We start from the raw sequence: 15,896 nt of genomic DNA, 5'->3' as shown, positions 1-15,896 counted from the left end.
ATGAGCACCAAGACGAGCACGAAATCCCAGACGGTGGCGGTCCACGCGGGCTCGCGGCTCACGGGCAGCAAGTCGCAGCCCGTGGTGCCGCACATTCAGATGTCCGCGGTGAGCTTCTTCGAGAACAGCGACGAGCTGGACGAGGCCCTGGACGGCAAGGACTACGTCTACTCGCGCATCGCCGCGCCCAACGCGGCGCTCCTGGAGGAGGCGGTGGCGGCGCTGGAGGGCACGGAGGCGTGCGTGGCCTACTCCAGCGGCATGGCCGCGCTGCGCGCCGTCTTCGATGCGCAGCGCTTCCAGCCGGGGGACACGCTCGTGATGCCGGCGGATGGCTATGGCGTCACCCGTCTGCTCTTCAAGAACCTGGCCGAGCGGACCGGGGCGCGCATCGAGGCGCTCGTGCTCTCGGAGCCCTCCGCGCCCGAGCGTCTGCGCGCGCTGCGTCCCCGGTTGGTGCTCGCCGAGAGCATCACCAACCCGCTCCTGCGCGTGCCGGATCTCCCGGCGCTGTCCCAGGCCTGCCGGGAGGTGGGGGCGCTGCTGGCGGTGGACGCGACGTTCCCGTCTCCGCATGGCCAGCGGCCGTGCGCGCTGGGGGCGGACTACTCCATCCAGTCCACGACGAAGTGGCTCAACGGGCACAGCGATGCCCTGGGCGGCACGGTGAGCGGCAGCCGCGAGAAGCTCGCGCCCCTGCGCGCCGCGCGCCTGCTCAACGGAGACGTGCTGGGACCCTTCGAGGCGTGGCTCACCCTGCGCGGGGTGCGCACCCTGCCGGTGCGCATGAAGGTCCATGCCGAGAACGCGGCGCACGTGGCCCGGCGGCTCTCCGACTGTAAGCTCCTCTCGCGCGTGCACTACCCGGGTCTGCCGGACCATCCGGATCACGCGGTGGCCCGGCGCGTCCTGCACGGGGGGTTTGGCGGCATGGTGGCCTTCGACATCCAGGGGGCGGGCCGTCCGGAGTGCTTCCGTTTCCTGGAGGCGGTGAAGCTCGCGCGCGCGGCGCCCTCGCTCGGAGACGTGGGCACGCTGGTGATGCACGCGGCCAGCGCGAGCGCGCGCCGCATGACTCCCGAGGAGCGGCAGGCAGCCGGTATCGGCGAGAGCCTCATCCGTGTCTCGGTGGGGTTGGAAGATCCAGATGACATCGCCGACGATCTGATCGCCGCGGTGTCGGAGGCGATGAATCGGTGAAGATGGTGGATGTGGGAGGCAAGGAGAAGACGGAGCGGGTGGCGGTGGCGACCGCTCGGTTGCGCATGCTCCCGGCGACGATCGAGCGCATCCTCCAGGGCAAGGTGGAGAAGGGGGATGTGCTGGCCGCCGCGCGGCTCGCCGGGGTGATGGCGGCCAAGCGCACGCCGGACGTCATCCCGCTGTGTCACCCCATCGCCCTGTCGGGCGTGGAGGTGGAGCCCACCCCGGTGGAGGACGGGCTGGAGTTCCGCGTGACGGTGCGCACGGTGGATAGAACGGGCGTGGAGATGGAGGCGCTCACCGCGGCGTGCGCGGCGGCCCTCACCGTCTATGACATGTGCAAGAGCGTGGATCGGGGCATGGTGCTCGAGCGCGTCCAGTTGGATCACAAGGCCGGGGGTCGCTCCGGGACGTGGGATCGGGGCGAGGGCGCGTAGGCCCCGTGCGGCTCACGACTTCGCGGACCGCTCGCCCACCAGGAGCCTGAGCTGGGCGATGAGCTGGTCGGGCTCGAGGGACTTGGGGATGTGCATCTGGAATCCCGCCTCGAGCACCTGGATGCGATCCTCCTCGCGCATGTGGGCGGTGAACGCGGCGGCGGGCACCTGGCTGATGGGTCCGTTCATCGCGCGCACCTCGCGGATGAGGCAGTAGCCGTCCTCCCGGGGCATGGCGATGTCGCACACCAGCGCGTCGAACCCGCTGGTGCCGCTCAGGATGGAGAGCGCGCTGGCCACGCTCTCCACCGCCTCCACGCGCGCGCCATGGTGTTCGAGGATCGACGCCACCGCCGTGCGCGTGAGATCGTCGTCCTCCACCAGCAGCAGCCGGAGTCCCTCGAGCTGGAGCACGACGGCGCTCGTGTTCTCGGCGCGAGGGGGCTCGCCGGTGTCCTCGTGGGCGGGCAGCCACACGGTGAAGATCGCGCCCTGGCCCCGGCCCGGGCTCTCCGCCCACACCGTGCCACCCTGCAACTCCACCAACTGCCGCACGATGGCGAGCCCCAGGCCCAATCCGCCGTTGGCGCGCGTCGTGCCCTCCTCCTCCTGACGGAAGGGCGAGAAGAGCAACGGCTGGAACTCGGACGGGAAGCCCCTGCCCGTGTCCTGGACGACGATGCAGACCCCTCCGCGCTCCGGCTCCAGGCGGACCTCCACCCTTCCCCCGGGCGGGGTGAACTTCACGGCGTTGGACAGCAGGTTGGACACCACCTGCCGCATCCGCCTCGGGTCCGCCTGCACCAGGGTCGTCTCCTGGAGGATCATCTCGAGCGCCAGGCCCTTCTGCCGGGCCAGGGGCGTGAGGTCGGCGACCGCGGCCTGGATGGGCTCGCCAGGCTCGCAGGCCTCGATCATCACGCTCAGCTTGCCGGAGAGGACCCGCGCCGTGTCCAGCAGATCGTGGACGATCCTCGACTGGGTCTGCGTGCATTGGGTCAGCGCGGCGATCGCCTCCGTCCGCCGGCTCTCGTCCGTCTGGAGCAGCTCCAGCCACAGCCGCATTCCCACCAGCGGGGTGGCCAGCTCGTGCGAGACTCGCGCGAGGAACTCGTCCTTCTTCCGGTTGGCCCGCTCCGCTTCGCTCCGGGCCGCCTGCTCGTTGGCCAGCAGGACTTCCCGTTCCGCCTCGGCGCGCTTGCGCTCGGTGATGTCCACGTTGATGCTCACCGCTCCGACGATCGTCTCGCGCAGCCGGACGGGCGCGGTGGCCGAGCGGATGACCCGCTGCTTCTCGGTGCCGCTCTGGGCCAGGTACACCTCGCGCGTCGACGTCTCTCCGCGCAGGGCCCGATGGAGCGCGTCCTCGATACCGCTGGAGCCCAGGATCTCCGGAGCGATCCGATTGGCGCGGATGTGGCCCGAGGCATCGGCGATGCAGACGCCGTCGGGAATGCTCTGGATGACCGCCTCCAGCTCGGCCGCGTGCTGTTCCTCCCGCCGCCGTGACTTCACCCAGTCGGCCCGGGCATGACCCTGGAGGGCGGCGGTGGTCACCGCGCTGGCCAGGAGACGGTGGAATTCGAGGTAGGGCTCATTCAACTCCAGACGTGCGCTCACCCCGGCCAGCAGGAGCGCGGTGGGCTCTTGCTCTCCTGGCAGGAAGATGGGGCTCGCCACCGCCTCCCGGGGCGGTTCCGGATACGGCCCACAGCGCAGGGGTCCGAAGCGCTGCTCGAGGTGTCCGACCTGGACGGGCCGACGCGCGCGCAGCACCTCCTCGAGTGGCCATCCGCTGGTGGTGTCTCCGTGGGTGGAAAGGAGGGGGGGACTCGCCGCCGTGCCAGGCGGGAGGCCCGTGCCACCCACCAGCCGCAGGGTGCTTTCCCGGGTGTCCCGGACATAGAAGAGGGTGAAGGGGAGATCGTGCGCGTACCCCTCGAGCGTCCGCGCGGCGAGCGTGAAGACTTCCGGGAGTGTCTGGGCATTGGCCATGGCCATGGCCACGTCGCGCAGCGCGCGTGTCCGGCGCTCGTGCAACACCTGCCGGGTGGTTTCGGTGAGGGGGTTCCACACCCCCACGACCGCTCTGCTCTCATCGCGGATCGGGCTGAAGGTTCCCGAGACGAACGTCTCCTCGAGGCGGCCGCCGCGGTCGCGGAACAAGGGCTGGTTCTCGAGGATGACCGGCTGGCTCGCGAAGGCCTTGTCGTAATGGTCGCGCAGCTCCGCCCAGCTCGCCCCCCAATACTCGCCGAGGGGTTGGCCGAGCAGGTGGGGCGGCGGGCCTCCGCTGAGCGCGCGGCAGCCATCGTTGTAGAGCATCACCCGTCGGGGCCCCCAGGCGATGAGGACGGGGAGGGGAGAGGCCATGCACAGGGACACCACCGTGCGCAGGCAGGCTGGCCACGACTCGATAGGGCCCAAAGGGGTCTCCGACCAGTCCTTGGCGCGGATTCGCTCCCCCATCTCGCCCCCATTCACGAGCCAGGTGGTGGATGGTTCGAGGCCGCCCCCCATGTCGTGTCCGGTCGCATCCATCAATTCGAGATGGTCGCGTACTCCCCGTGTGGGCCGTCAAGTCGCGCCGCGCCGCGCCATGTCACGCCGACAACCCCCGTCGTGAAGCCTCTCCTTTTCATGGATGTACAGCCATGCTGGATTTTTCAACCTGAATCCCCTTTCTCCCTTGACGCTGAATGTTGACCCGTGGGAATTACCGACCGGTCGGTAGGTGGCTGAGAACGGTTGGCCGGACGGGCACCCAGGGAGCGGACACGCGATGCATTCGGGTCGGAAGCAGGAAGACGGCGAGCGCTACCAGGCCATCCTGGAGACAGCGGCCCGGCTCATCTGCGAGCGCGGCTACGAAGGCACGTCGATGCAGGAGATCGCCGCGGCGTGTCAGATGACGAAGGCGGGGCTCTACCACCACGTGCAGAACAAGGAGCAACTGCTCTCGGACATCATGAGCTACGGCATGAGCGCCTTCGAGCAGGAGGTGCTCGAGAAGGTGCGGGGCCTGGCGGACCCGGTGGAGCGGCTGCGCGAGTGCATGCGGCTGAACATCCACCTGGTGACGGGGGTGACGGGCGGGTGCAGCAAGGAGGTCATCATCATCCTCCACGAGCACAACACGCTCACCGGCGAGGCCCGGGCCTCCATCGATGGGCGCAAGAAGCGCTACGTGCGCTTCCTCGAGGACTCGTTCGCCGAGGCGATGCGCACCGGCCGCATCCGCGCCGTGCAGCCCACCGTGGCCGCGTTCTCGTTCCTGGGCATGATTCTGTGGATCTACAAGTGGTTCCAACCCGGGGGGCGGCTGACGGCCACCCAGGTGGCGGACGACATGGTGGATCTGCTCTTCACGGGCCTGGTGACCCCTCCCGGGGTGGTCCCGGGGGCGCCTTCGCCGTTGTCCCGCGAGCGCCCGCCCGTTTCCGGAGGTGCATCATGAAGGCGGGTCGTTGGGGAAGTGTGGCCGAGCTGGTGGCCACCATTCCGGACGGGGCGTGGTTGGCTCCGGGTGGTTTCATGCTCGGGCGCGCGCCCATGGCGCTGGTGCTGGAGCTCATCGCGCAGGGCCGCAAGAACCTCCAGGTGATGTCGCTGCCCAACCCCCTGCCCGCCGAGTTCCTGGTGGCCGGGGGCTGTCTGTCCCGGGTGGAGCTGCCCTTCGGCGCGCTGCACCTGCAGGGGCGGGTGCGGCCGCTGCCGTGTCTCAAGCGGGCCATCGAGCAGGGGCGCATCTCGTGGCGCGAGCATGATGGCTACCGCGTGGTGCAGCGGCTGCGCGCGGCGTCCATGGGTCTGCCCTTCATCCCCGCGCCGGACGCGGACGTGTCCGAGCTGGCCGACGCCGAGCCGCTGCCCACCGTGACGGATCCCTTCACCGGCAAGGCCGTTCCGGTGGAGCCGGCCTTCTACCCGGACGTGGCGCTCATCCACGCGCAGGCGGCGGACGAGCAGGGCAACCTCTTCATCGAGGACCCCACCACGGACGTGCTGGTGGCGGGCGCGGCGAAGCGGGTGCTGGCGACGGCCGAGGAGCGCGTGGCGCGGCTGCCCCGGGTGACGATTCCCGGCTTCCAGGTGGAGCGCGTGGCGCTCTCGCGCGGGGGCGCGCTGCCCTCCGGGTGCGCCGGGCTCTACCCGCATGACGACGCGATGCTGGCGGACTACCTCGCCCTGGCCGAGTCCGGTCGCGAGGCGGAGTTCCTGGAGAAACTCTTGAGCAAGCGGAGCGTGGCATGAGCGCGGACGTGACTCCCGCCGAAGTGGTGGTGTCGTTGCTCGCCCGGGAGATCGAGGACGGCGCCGTGGTGGCCACCGGGGTGGCCTCGCCGCTGGCCATCCTCGCCATCGCCGTGGCGCGCGCCACGCATGCCCCGCGCCTGACGTACCTGGCGTGTGTGGGCTCGCTCAACCCGGACCTGCCCACGCTGCACCCCTCGTCGGAGGATCTGCGCTTCCTGGACGGGCGCTCGGCGGAGGTGTCCATCCCGGACCTCTTCGATCATGCGCGCCGGGGGCGGGTGGACACCGTGTTCTTCGGGGCCGCCGAGGTGGATGGCCTGGGCCGCACGAACATGACGGCCTCGGGGCGGCTCGGCGAGCCGCGCACCAAGTTCCCCGGCGTGGCGGGCGCGGCCACGCTGCGCCAGTGGGTGCGCCGCCCCATCCTGCTCGTGCCCCGGCAGTCTCGCCGCAACCTGGTGCCCCAGGTGCAGGTGGCCACCACGCGGGATGATCGCCGTCCCGTGCGGCTCATCTCGGATCTCGGCGTCTTCGAGCTGGGCGCGGCGGGGGCGCGGCTGCTCGCGCGCCACCCCTGGGCGAGCGTCGAGCAGATCTCCGAGCGTACCGGCTTCTCCTTCCAGGCCGAGGAGCGGCTGTCCATCACCCCCTTGCCGGACGCGCGCACCCTCGCGGCGATCCGGTCGATCGATTCCCATGGCTACCGCGACCAGCTCGTGGGGGCTTGAGCCAGCGTCTTTTCCCAGCAGGAGTCTTGGATGAAGGCTGTCGTTCTGCGTGAGTTCGGTGAGGCGAGCAACCTGCGCCTGGAGACCCTGCCGGATCCCCGTCCGGGTCGTGGCGAGGTGCTCATCCGCGTGCATGCCTGCGGTGTGTGCTACCACGACGTCATCAACCGCAAGGGCAACCTGCCGCGCACCCACGTGCCGGCGGTGCTCGGCCACGAGGCGGCGGGCGAGGTGGTGGAGGTGGGGCCGGACACGCCGGGATGGAAGGTGGGAGACCGGGTGGCCACGCTGCAGCGGCTGTCGTGCGGCGAGTGCGCGCTGTGCAAGAGCGGCCGCAACAGCCTGTGCAAGAAGGACAACCGCTTCTTCGGCGAGGAGATCTCCGGCGGCTACGCGCAGTACATGACGGCGCCGGTGATGGGCCTGGGCCGGGTGCCGGCGAACCTGTCCTGGCCGGTGGCGGCCACGGTGTGCTGCACGCTGGGCACGGCGGTGCACACGGTGCGCACGCGCGCCCGGGTGCGTGACGGCGAGACGGTGCTCATCACGGGCGCCAGCGGCGGCGTGGGTCTGGCGGCGGTGCAGCTCGCGAAGCTGGACGGCGCGCGCGTCATCGCGGTGACGAGCGGCGAGGCCAAGGTGCAGGCGCTGCGCGAGGCGGGCGCCGACGAGGTCATCGTGTCGCGCGGGCTGGACTTCGCGGCCGAGGCGCGCAAGCGCACCGGCGGCGAGGGCGTCAACGTGGCGATTGAAATCGTGGGCAGCGCCACCTTCGCCCAGACGCTCAAGGCGATGGCGCCGGGCGGCCGCGTGGTGGTGGTGGGCAACCTGGAGTCGGGCAAGGTGGACCTCAACCCGGGCCTCGTCATCGTCAAGGAGCTGGAGATCATCGGCGCCTACGCCACCACGCGCGAGGAGCTGGACGAGTCGTTGCGGCTCGTGGCGGAGGGGAAGATCCGCCCCTTCGTGTCCGAGACCGTGCCGCTGGCCGATGCCGGCAAAGCCCACTTCCGACTGGAGAACCGCGAGATCGCGGGCCGGTTGGTGCTCCTTCCCCAAGACACGCAGTAATCCATTTTTCCGAGCGAGGAACTCGTCATGAAGAAACAGGTTGGAATCGAAGCCCTGGCCATCGCCGTGCCCCGCCGCTACGTGGACATCGAGGAGCTGGCGAAGGCTCGCGGAGTGGATCCCGCCAAGTACACGTCGGGCCTGGGCGCCAAGGAGATGGCGGTGGCGGATCCCGGTGAGGACTCGGTGTCGCTCGCCGCGTCGGCCGCCGCCCGGCTCATCCAGCAGCAGAACGTGGACGTGTCGCGCGTGGGCATGCTCGTGGTGGGCACCGAGACGGGCGTGGACCACTCCAAGGCCGTCGCCTCGCACGTGCAGGGCCTGCTGAAGCTGCCGCGCTCGATGCGCACCTTCGACGCCCAGCACGCCTGTTACGGCGGCACCGCGGGCCTGATGGCCGCCGCCGAGTGGATCGCCTCGGGCGCGGGCGCCGGCCGCGTGGCCATCGTGGTGTGCTCGGACATCGCCCGCTACGGGCTCAACACCGCCGGCGAGCCCACGCAGGGCGCGGGCGCCGTGGCGCTGCTCGTCTCCGAGCAGCCGGACCTGCTCGCCCTGGACATCGGCCTCAACGGCGTGTGCACGGTGGACGTGTATGACTTCTGGCGTCCGCTCGGCCGTCGTGAGGCGGTGGTGGACGGGCACTACTCCATCAACTGCTACCTGGACGCGCTGTCGGGCGCGTACCGCGGCTGGCGCGAGCGCGCGCTGGCGCACGAGGTGGTGCGCTGGGGCGACACGCTGCCGAGCGAGCAGCTCGCGCGCATCATCTACCACGTGCCCTTCTGCAAGATGGCGCGCAAGGCCCACACCCAGCTGCGTCAGGTGGACCTCGAGGACTCGGCGAACGGCCGTGAGCTCACCCCGGAGGCGCGTGAGGCGGCGGCCAAGTCCAGCGCCAGCTACGACGCCCAGGTGGCCTCGTCGCTGACGCTCAACGCCCGGGTGGGCAACGTGTACACCGCGTCCATGTACCTGGCGCTCGCGGGCCTGCTGCACGGCGAGGGCGCGGCGCTCGCGGGCAAGCGTGTGGGCCTCTTGTCCTACGGCAGCGGGAGCTGTTCGGAGTTCTACTCCGCGACGGTGGGCGCCAACGCCGCCGAGCGCATGGCCAAGGCGGACGTGGAGGGCGTGCTCGCCCGCCGCGAGCGCGTCTCCGTGGCGGAGTACGAGCGCATCATGAACCTGCCCTACGAGGCGCCCGAGGCGATCACTCCGGCGCCGGGCGAGTTCCGCCTCAAGGAGATCCGCGACTTCCGCCGCATCTACACCGCGGGCTAGAGGCCGGACACCTTGGCGGAGCTGGCCACCGCGTAGGCGAGGGTCAGCTCCTGCTGGGAGCGGGGTGGGGCGGCCAGCTCGAAGCGCAGAATGCCCTCCTCGCTCACCTTCGTAGGTGAGGGCCGCGTCTGCTCCTCGAGCAGCTTCACCTCGACCGCCTCCACCTCGGAGACGGGCATGCGCTCCTCGATGGCCACGCGCACGGGGCGCTCGCCGGTGTGCGAGAGGAAGAGCTTCACCAGATGGGTTCGCGTGCGTCGTCCCGTGAGCCGCTGGGTGTCGTACTTCACGTCCGACTGGCGCACGATGCGCAGTGTGTCCTCGCTGCCGAAGCCCAGCGCGAGCCGCTCGCCCACGCCGGTGAACTTGAGCTGGGCGCGGCCCACGTAGCCGCTGGCGCGCACCAGCTCCACCGGGCCCGCCAGCAGCACGGCCGGGCCCCGGTTGTCGAAGCGCGCCACGCGGTGCACCAGGGGTGAGTGCTCCGGGTGTCCGATGAACTCGGACACCGCCGGCGAGGTGAACGCGAAGAGCGGCACCCGGTGGGGCGCTCCATTCGAGGGCAGGGTGACGCGGTGGCGCGCCGTGAGCGTCAGGGCCTCGCCGCCATCGTCCAGTCCCGGCAGCTCCTCCGTCTGCTGTGCCGCTCCTTCGCCCGTCTTCTGGATGACCTCCTCGCGCACGGCGACGTCCACCGTGTGCTTCTCCTGCTCGCTCTTGTCGCGCAGCCGCAGCCAGTCCTCCACCAGCCGGGGTGGGGAGGCGCCCAGGGTGGGCCGGGCCGTGGAGAACAGCAGCTCCACGTCCTTCCACTCCTCCTCGGTGCGCTGCCACACCATGGCCTCGCACTCGAGCGTCACCGACTCGCCGCCCCCGGTGGAGGCGAGCGTGGCCCGGTAGGCGGGCCGCCACACCGCGCACGGCACCAGGTAGGTGAGCCGCAGGGACACACTTCCCCCCGTGGGGTGCTCCACCTGAAGCTCCGCGGTGGTGACGAGGAGGGGCTCGGGTTGCTCTCCCTGGGCGAGCGCCGCCTGGGCCTCCACCAGCCGCTGCCGTGTCCGCTCCGCGTGCTGCCGCGCCTGGCGCAGGGCCTCCTCGGCGGCGGTGGTGCTCGCGCGCACCGTCTCGAGCTGCTCGTGCCAGGACTCCGGCTTCGCCTCGCTGGCCCCGGCGAACTCGGCGATGGCGCGCAGCACGTCCTCGCGTGCCGCGTTCACCACCTCCACGCGGGACTGGAGCCGTTGCACGTCCACCTGGGCGCGCTTCCACTCCGCTTCCAGCGCGTCCACACGGAGGCGGGCTTCCGTCTTGCCCTCGGGCGAGCCCTCGCGGGGTTTCTGCTTCCAGGCCCGGTGCAGGCGCGCCTGCGCCACGCTGCCTCCGGTGAGCTGGGCCTGGAGCGAGCGGTCCACCGCGAGCGGGGAGAGGCCCTCCACGCGCAACGGGTGGGCTCCCGCGGGCAGTTCCACGTCCGCGCGGCGCTCCACCAGCGCCCGATCCTCGAGCACGGTGACCTTGACGATGGGCAGATGAATGGGGGGATGCATCATGTCCTCCGGTTGCCGCCCACGAGCACCTTGTTCGAGGGAATCCGCACGGTCCACGCGGCGCTGAGCGTCTGGGTCTCTCCGGGTTGCAGGGTGATCCTCCAGGCCCGCTCGCCCTCCACGGGGGGCTCTCCTGGCGGCGGCACGCGCCTGCTCCACGGGGGTTTCACCTCGGTTTCCTCCACCTTGATGTCCTTCTCCGAGGGGGGCACGGACGGCACGCGCTCGAGCACCTCCACGGTGACGCGTTGGGAGGTGCGGTTGGCCAGCTCGACGCGCACGTGGTGTTGCAGCGTGCTGGCGTTGTTGAACATGCCGCCGGACAGCTCATCGAAGCGCGTGTGGCGCGACACCTTGAGGGACTCCTCGACGCCCAGGCCGAGCCGCTGGGTGGTGCCCGGCACGAGCGTGGGCAGGGGCGACGTCATCAGGAACTCTTCCCCGAGCGTGACATCCACCGGGCCGGCGAGCAGGGCATGGGGCGTGCGGTTCTCCACCTTCACGGTGCGGAAGACACGCGGCTCCACCGAGGGCACGCAGACGTACTCGGTACTCAGGCCCACCGGGGCGGAGAACACCGGTACGGTGTGCCAGCGCCCATCCGAGGGCACCTCCACGCGCGCCTCCACGTCGAAGCGGTAGTCGAAGTGGGGCGTGGAGTGATCGGGCGGCACGCACCAGGTCGGGGGTTCCTCCTGCTGGAGGGCCTCCGCCTCCTGCTCCGACGAGGCGATGAGCGCGAACACATCCACGTGCAGGTGCACGCCCAGCACCAGGAGCTGCTCGCGCGGCAGGGACTCGCGCTGGGGGTGCAACCGTCCCCGCGCCTCGGGCTCCTCCGCGGAGCCCAGCACGAGGCCCGCGTAGTCGAGCAGGTCGACCCCCGGCTCCAGTTCTCCCGGAGCCGGGGCGGGTGACGACTGGCTGGCGGAGCGAGACCGTTCCAGGGTCAACGGGACGGTATCCAGCTCATCCGCTTCCATCAGATCCATGGAGGGGGCCAGCTCGTCGGACAGCTCCGCCTCGCCCCCCTCGTCGAGCTCCTCCTGGCGCCGCATGAGCGGGACCATGGACTTCTTCTTGGCGGAGGGGGGGGCCGCGCCAGGCGCGGGCGCGGGAGGCGGTGGCGGCGCGGACATGGCGGGGGGAGGCGGTCCTCCTCCTCCCGGACCTCCCCGGGGGGCGCCCCCCACCACGGGCAGGGCCGACTGGGTGATGCGCTGGGGCGCCGGGGGCATGGCGAACTCGCGGACGCGGGTACGCTCGGGAGCCGGTGGGGCGGGGGGCGGAGGATTCGGGGGCCGGGCGGTGTCGTAGCTGGCGAACAGCTCGTCGAGTCCCGGAGGTGGCTCCCTCCAGCCCGAGCGCGCCGGAGGAGGCTGGCGCCGGCCGATGCGCAGGGCCTTCAGCTCGGGCACCTCGGCGCGCCGCTCCAGACGCGCGGTGGACAGGGACACGCGCACCTGGCTCCAGTCCTCGCCGGTGCGCTGGAGGATGGAGGCGCGCATGCGCAGCGAGCCCCCGTCGAGGGTGCGGGGCATCCGCAAGTCGTACCCGGGCACCCAGCGGGCGCCGGACACGGCGTACTCGAGCGCGAGCTGGACGTGGGCATCCGGCGCGCCCGCCTCCAGGGCCGCCTCGGACAGCGTGAGGACGACGGCGCGGTGCAACTGCGCGCGTTGACCCCGCGCCGCGGACGAGCCCTCCTCCAGCCGTCGCCGGCGCAGCTCCACCTCGGTGGCGGCGTCGCGCTGCTGGCGCTCCAGCTCGAGCTGCCGGGTGTGCAGGGTGGCCAGCTCCCGGTCGACGAAGTCCGCCAGCGCGAGCACGGAGGTGAGGGCGGGCTCACGAGGGGGGCGGGGCTCGTCCTTGGGGCGCGGCGGGAAGGAGGGCTTGAGGTTGCGCAGGGTGAGGACGTCGCGTTGCAGCCGCTCCAGCTCGGCCGAGACGGTGGCGAGCTTGTCCTGGGCTTCTTCCAGGGCGCGCTGGGTGGTGGGCAGGTCCGCCTCCGGGGGCAGTCGCACGTCGAGGACGGGCCGCACCTCGCGCACGCACAGGCCCGGGGGACCCTGGAGGACGGCCGCCCGGAGCGAGCCGGTGCGCAGGCTCAGCGGCAGTCCCTCGATGCGCACCTGGCGTGGAACACTTCCCCGCTCGCACGGCACCGACGCCAGTCGTGTGCAGAGCGCCCCCTCGGTATGGACGGTGACCGCATCCAACGTGGACGGTACGACGATCATCGAAGCCCCCTCGGCGGCTGCTCCGCCGCGAGGGGGCAGGCTAGCGGCGCGCGCGCCGGAGTGCGAGCCCGGGATGGTGCTATCGCTTGATCACACCGAGCGTCTCCAGCCGTTGACGCACCTGCTCGCGGCGGGGAGGCGGCGGGGGATTGGCCGCCAGGAAGGACTGGACGGTCTGGATTTCGTCGTACTGGTGCTGGAAGTCCGCGGTGGTGTGGAAGCTCCGGGCATCCACCACGATGGGGTACTTCAGGTGGTTGAGCGCCCCCGGGGGCAGGCGGGGCAGGCCGAAGCGGCCGATGAGCTGGCGCAGCACCGCGAGCGGCAGGGGCACCCCGATGCGCTGGGCCTGGTGGACGATGACGGACAGCGGCAGCGGCTGGGGCCCGGCCACGTTGAAGATGCCCCGGGGACGCTTCTCCACCGCGCGAACGATGGCCGCCGCCACGTCGTCCTCGTGCATGAACTGGAAGAGCGGATCGTACCCCGCCACGAGCGGCACGCGCCGGCCGCGCAGGAAGGTGGCCAGCGTGCCCTGTGCCGAGGGCCCCAGCGTGTAGCACACGCGCAGCACCGACGTGGCCAGCTGCGGCGTGCGCCACAACGCCGTGGACGCGTAGAGATCCGCGGCCACCAGGTCCGCCAGCTCCGGGAACGAGGCCAGCTCCTTGGGGGGCTCGTCCTCGGTGTGGTAGAGCGCCGAGTCCGGGGCCGCCCCGTAGAAGGTGTGGCGGCCCACGAAGACGGCGTGCTTCACGCCGTACGCCTGACAGTGCTCGAACACCACGCGGGTGCCGCCCAGGTTGATGCGGTGGCGCTCCTCGCCCTGCACGCGCAGCGACGTCACCGTGGCCATGTGCACCACGGCCTCGGGCCGCCGGGTGCGGAACAGATCCTCCGCCGCCCGCTTGCGCAGGTCCTCCACGTGCACTTCGATGCCCTTGGGGGCGTCCGGCCAGGGCCTCGTGTCGATGCCCACCACCGTGTGCTTGCGCGCGTGCAGGCCCATCGCCACGCGCCGTGCCACCGCTCCGGTGATGCCCAGGATGAGCACCCTCATGGCTTCACTTCTCCCTGCCAGCGCTCGTGGCGGCGCCGCTCGATGATGTCCGCGATGCGCGCCTTCACCTGCTCCACGTAGCCCTGGATGACCGAGTCCTCCTCGTTGCCCGTCCCCTCGAACACCAGGGGCTCGCCGTAGTGGATTTCCAGCGGCACCGGCAGGGGCAGCGGCAGCAGGTAGGGGGTGACGGGCACGTAGGGCATGCCGAGCGCCCGGCCCAGCCCGTAGAGGTTGGCCACCGTGGGGATGGCCGAGCCCCCTCCCAGGAAGCCGAAGGGGATGATGGGGGTGCGGGTCTTGAGCGCCAGGCGCATGAAGCCCGTGCCGAAGTCCACCAGATCATAGCGCTGGGGGTAGAGCTTCGCGGTGCCCCGCGCCCCCTCGGGGAACACGAGCAGCAGCCGTTCGTCCTCCAACAGGCGCTGCGCGTTCTCCGGCAGGCCGGTGAAGTGACCGCAGCGGCTGGCCCACACCGACGCCAGGGGCATGGCGCCGATGAACTTCTCCGCCATGGCCTGGGCCAGGCGCGGGGGATTGGCCTCCAGGAAGCACGAGGCGACGACCATGGCCCCGTCCACCGCCACGCCCCCCGAGTGGTTGCCCACCAGCATGGCCCGGCCCCGGGCGGGCACGTGCTCGATTCCCTGGCACTTCACCCGGAAGTAGTTCCGGTAGAAGAACGCCTGCACCTCGAAGACCACTCCCAGGTGCCACCGGGACACGCCGTAGGGATCCACCCCATAGGCGTTGAACGGCAACTCCAGTCTCCCCAGCCGCTCCTCCACCTCTTGTCGCCTCACGCCGTCTGTCCCTCCGTGGCCGGCCATGGTGTCAGATTCCGGCGGGGCCGGGGCACGCCTCCTGCTGTCACGAGTCGCCCTATTTCAATAAAAATATAATTTATTGGAATTAACGGAAATGCAGGAGAATCGTGTGAAAAATGTACAACTCGGCAATCCAAGGCTATCGGATCCTTCTTGTTTTTAGTGTACATTGATGTTTCTAGAACAGTCGTATGAGGATGGTTCCAATGAAAAGCACGGTCCGGTGGATGAGCATGTGGATGGCCCTGGTGGTGGCGGGGCTGTGCCTGGTTCCGGCGAGGGCTGCGGCGGTGGATGCCGATGCCGAGACCGGAGCCTGGGGGGGCATCAAGGTGGAGCGGCGCACCTTCCCCGTGCGCTTGTCCAACGGTCGCGTCTACAACCTCGTGGGCTACCTGTATTACCAGGGGAGCTTGAAGAACAAGCCGGTGCAGATCCTCGTGCACGGCATCACCTACAACCACAACTACTGGGATCTGCCGGAGATCAACCGCCAGGACTACTCGTACGCGCGCTACATGGCGCGCCAGCAGTACGCGGTGCTCGCGTTGGATCTGCTGGGCACCGGGGAGAGTGACAAGCCGAACGGGGACTTCCTCGATCTGTCGGAGTCGGCCAGCTCCCTGCACCAGGTGGTGCAGCGGCTCAAGGCGACCGCGGCGCGCAACACCTTCGAGAAGATCCTCTACGTGGGGCACTCCAACGGCGCGCTCACCATCACCTACGCGCAGGCGTACTACCGGGACGCCGATGCGGTGGTGCTCACCGGCTGGCTCAACACCTACCACCCGCTGCCCGTGGGGGACGAGGTCTTCGGCCCGCTGCTGGAGCAGGGCCCCTACGTGCAGGTGCCCCCGGAGCTGCGCACCGCGCTCTTCTACGATCCGAATCGCGGGCACGTGGACCCGGCGGTCATCGCCTACGACAACACCGAGGCGGACTTCGTGCCGCGCGGACAGCTCGTGGACCTCTTCACCCTGCTGAAGAACCCGGAGCCCATCCCGGCCGAGAAGATCACCGTGCCGATCATGGTGCAGCTGGGCGAGTTCGACGCGGTGGCGCCCGCGGCCTATGCCGCTCAGGAGGCCCGGGCCTATCCCCGCTCGCCGTACGTGTTCGTGGACAAGGTCGACGACGTCGGCCACGCCGTCAACGGCCACCGCAACCGGCTGCGCAGCTGGGCGATGATCTCCCTGTGGCTGCGTCTGGTGGGCTGCTGAGCGCCTCCACTCGCCCCCCAGG

At 70.7% G+C, this 15,896-nt stretch carries 13 protein-coding genes; 8 read left to right on the top strand and 5 right to left on the bottom strand.

The annotated features are described in order from the left end of the window. Together CYFUS_RS37260 and moaC are read left to right on the top strand one after the other, a co-directional pair. Positions 1-1,200 (top strand): trans-sulfuration enzyme family protein, encoded by a 1,200-nt coding sequence (locus CYFUS_RS37260; RefSeq protein WP_095989526.1) that lies wholly within the window; start codon positions 1-3, stop codon positions 1,198-1,200. Further along, a complete protein-coding gene (gene moaC / locus CYFUS_RS37255) occupies positions 1,197-1,640 on the top strand; it encodes a cyclic pyranopterin monophosphate synthase MoaC (protein ID WP_095989525.1) in 444 nt (147 codons plus the stop codon). Before CYFUS_RS37260 ends, moaC begins: the two co-directional genes overlap by 4 nt. A 12-nt stretch (positions 1,641-1,652) precedes the next feature. Here moaC and CYFUS_RS37250 read toward each other — a convergent pair whose 3' ends face one another. Beyond that, positions 1,653-4,013: an ATP-binding protein gene (locus tag CYFUS_RS37250; protein ID WP_157758878.1), complete on the bottom strand. Its 2,361-nt coding sequence runs from the start codon at positions 4,011-4,013 to the stop codon at positions 1,653-1,655. 409 nt (positions 4,014-4,422) lie between these two features. Between CYFUS_RS37250 and CYFUS_RS37245 the strand changes: the two genes are divergently transcribed. From CYFUS_RS37245 to CYFUS_RS37225, 5 genes are read left to right on the top strand one after another with little or no spacing between them, the layout of a single operon-like run. After that, on the top strand, positions 4,423-5,097 hold the full coding sequence (locus tag CYFUS_RS37245) for a TetR/AcrR family transcriptional regulator (RefSeq protein ID WP_095989523.1): 675 nt from the start codon (positions 4,423-4,425) through the stop codon (positions 5,095-5,097). Next, positions 5,094-5,894 (top strand): CoA transferase subunit A, encoded by an 801-nt coding sequence (locus CYFUS_RS37240; protein WP_095989522.1) that lies wholly within the window; start codon positions 5,094-5,096, stop codon positions 5,892-5,894. The genes CYFUS_RS37245 and CYFUS_RS37240 overlap by 4 nt, the downstream gene beginning before the upstream one ends. Next, positions 5,891-6,625 carry a CoA-transferase subunit beta gene (locus CYFUS_RS37235; protein WP_095989521.1) on the top strand — a complete coding sequence of 245 codons (735 nt, stop codon included), beginning with the start codon at positions 5,891-5,893 and terminating at the stop codon, positions 6,623-6,625. Before CYFUS_RS37240 ends, CYFUS_RS37235 begins: the two co-directional genes overlap by 4 nt. Positions 6,626-6,655: 30 nt before the next feature. Then, on the top strand, positions 6,656-7,696 hold the full coding sequence (locus tag CYFUS_RS37230) for an alcohol dehydrogenase catalytic domain-containing protein (RefSeq protein WP_095989520.1): 1,041 nt from the start codon (positions 6,656-6,658) through the stop codon (positions 7,694-7,696). Between the two features lie 27 nt (positions 7,697-7,723). Continuing rightward, on the top strand, positions 7,724-8,977 hold the full coding sequence (locus CYFUS_RS37225) for a hydroxymethylglutaryl-CoA synthase family protein (protein ID WP_095989519.1): 1,254 nt from the start codon (positions 7,724-7,726) through the stop codon (positions 8,975-8,977). Here the strand turns inward: CYFUS_RS37225 and CYFUS_RS37220 are convergent. The 4 genes from CYFUS_RS37220 to CYFUS_RS37205 all read right to left on the bottom strand — a co-directional run bounded on the left by CYFUS_RS37220 (position 8,974) and on the right by CYFUS_RS37205 (position 14,630). Continuing rightward, positions 8,974-10,527, bottom strand: a complete 1,554-nt coding sequence (locus CYFUS_RS37220) for a DUF4139 domain-containing protein (protein WP_095989518.1) — start codon at positions 10,525-10,527, stop codon at positions 8,974-8,976. The two genes, CYFUS_RS37225 and CYFUS_RS37220, sit on opposite strands and share 4 nt — an antisense overlap. After that, positions 10,527-12,767 carry a DUF4139 domain-containing protein gene (locus tag CYFUS_RS37215; RefSeq protein ID WP_095989517.1) on the bottom strand — a complete coding sequence of 747 codons (2,241 nt, stop codon included), beginning with the start codon at positions 12,765-12,767 and terminating at the stop codon, positions 10,527-10,529. Before CYFUS_RS37215 ends, CYFUS_RS37220 begins: the two co-directional genes overlap by 1 nt. Positions 12,768-12,846: 79 nt before the next feature. Then, positions 12,847-13,827, bottom strand: a complete 981-nt coding sequence (locus tag CYFUS_RS37210) for an SDR family oxidoreductase (protein WP_095989516.1) — start codon at positions 13,825-13,827, stop codon at positions 12,847-12,849. After that, positions 13,824-14,630 (bottom strand): 1-acyl-sn-glycerol-3-phosphate acyltransferase, encoded by an 807-nt coding sequence (locus CYFUS_RS37205; RefSeq protein ID WP_232537017.1) that lies wholly within the window; start codon positions 14,628-14,630, stop codon positions 13,824-13,826. Before CYFUS_RS37205 ends, CYFUS_RS37210 begins: the two co-directional genes overlap by 4 nt. 230 nt (positions 14,631-14,860) lie before the next feature. Between CYFUS_RS37205 and CYFUS_RS37200 the strand changes: the two genes are divergently transcribed. Further along, entirely contained in the window at positions 14,861-15,874 is a 1,014-nt protein-coding gene (locus CYFUS_RS37200; protein WP_157758877.1) for an alpha/beta fold hydrolase, read from the top strand. Positions 15,875-15,896 lie beyond the last annotated feature (22 nt).

It is taken from the genome of Cystobacter fuscus (assembly GCF_002305875.1).
Classification (GTDB): domain Bacteria; phylum Myxococcota; class Myxococcia; order Myxococcales; family Myxococcaceae; genus Cystobacter; species Cystobacter fuscus_A.
Note: the sequence above shows the minus strand (reverse complement) of the source record. Positions and strands in the feature narration are given on the sequence as shown.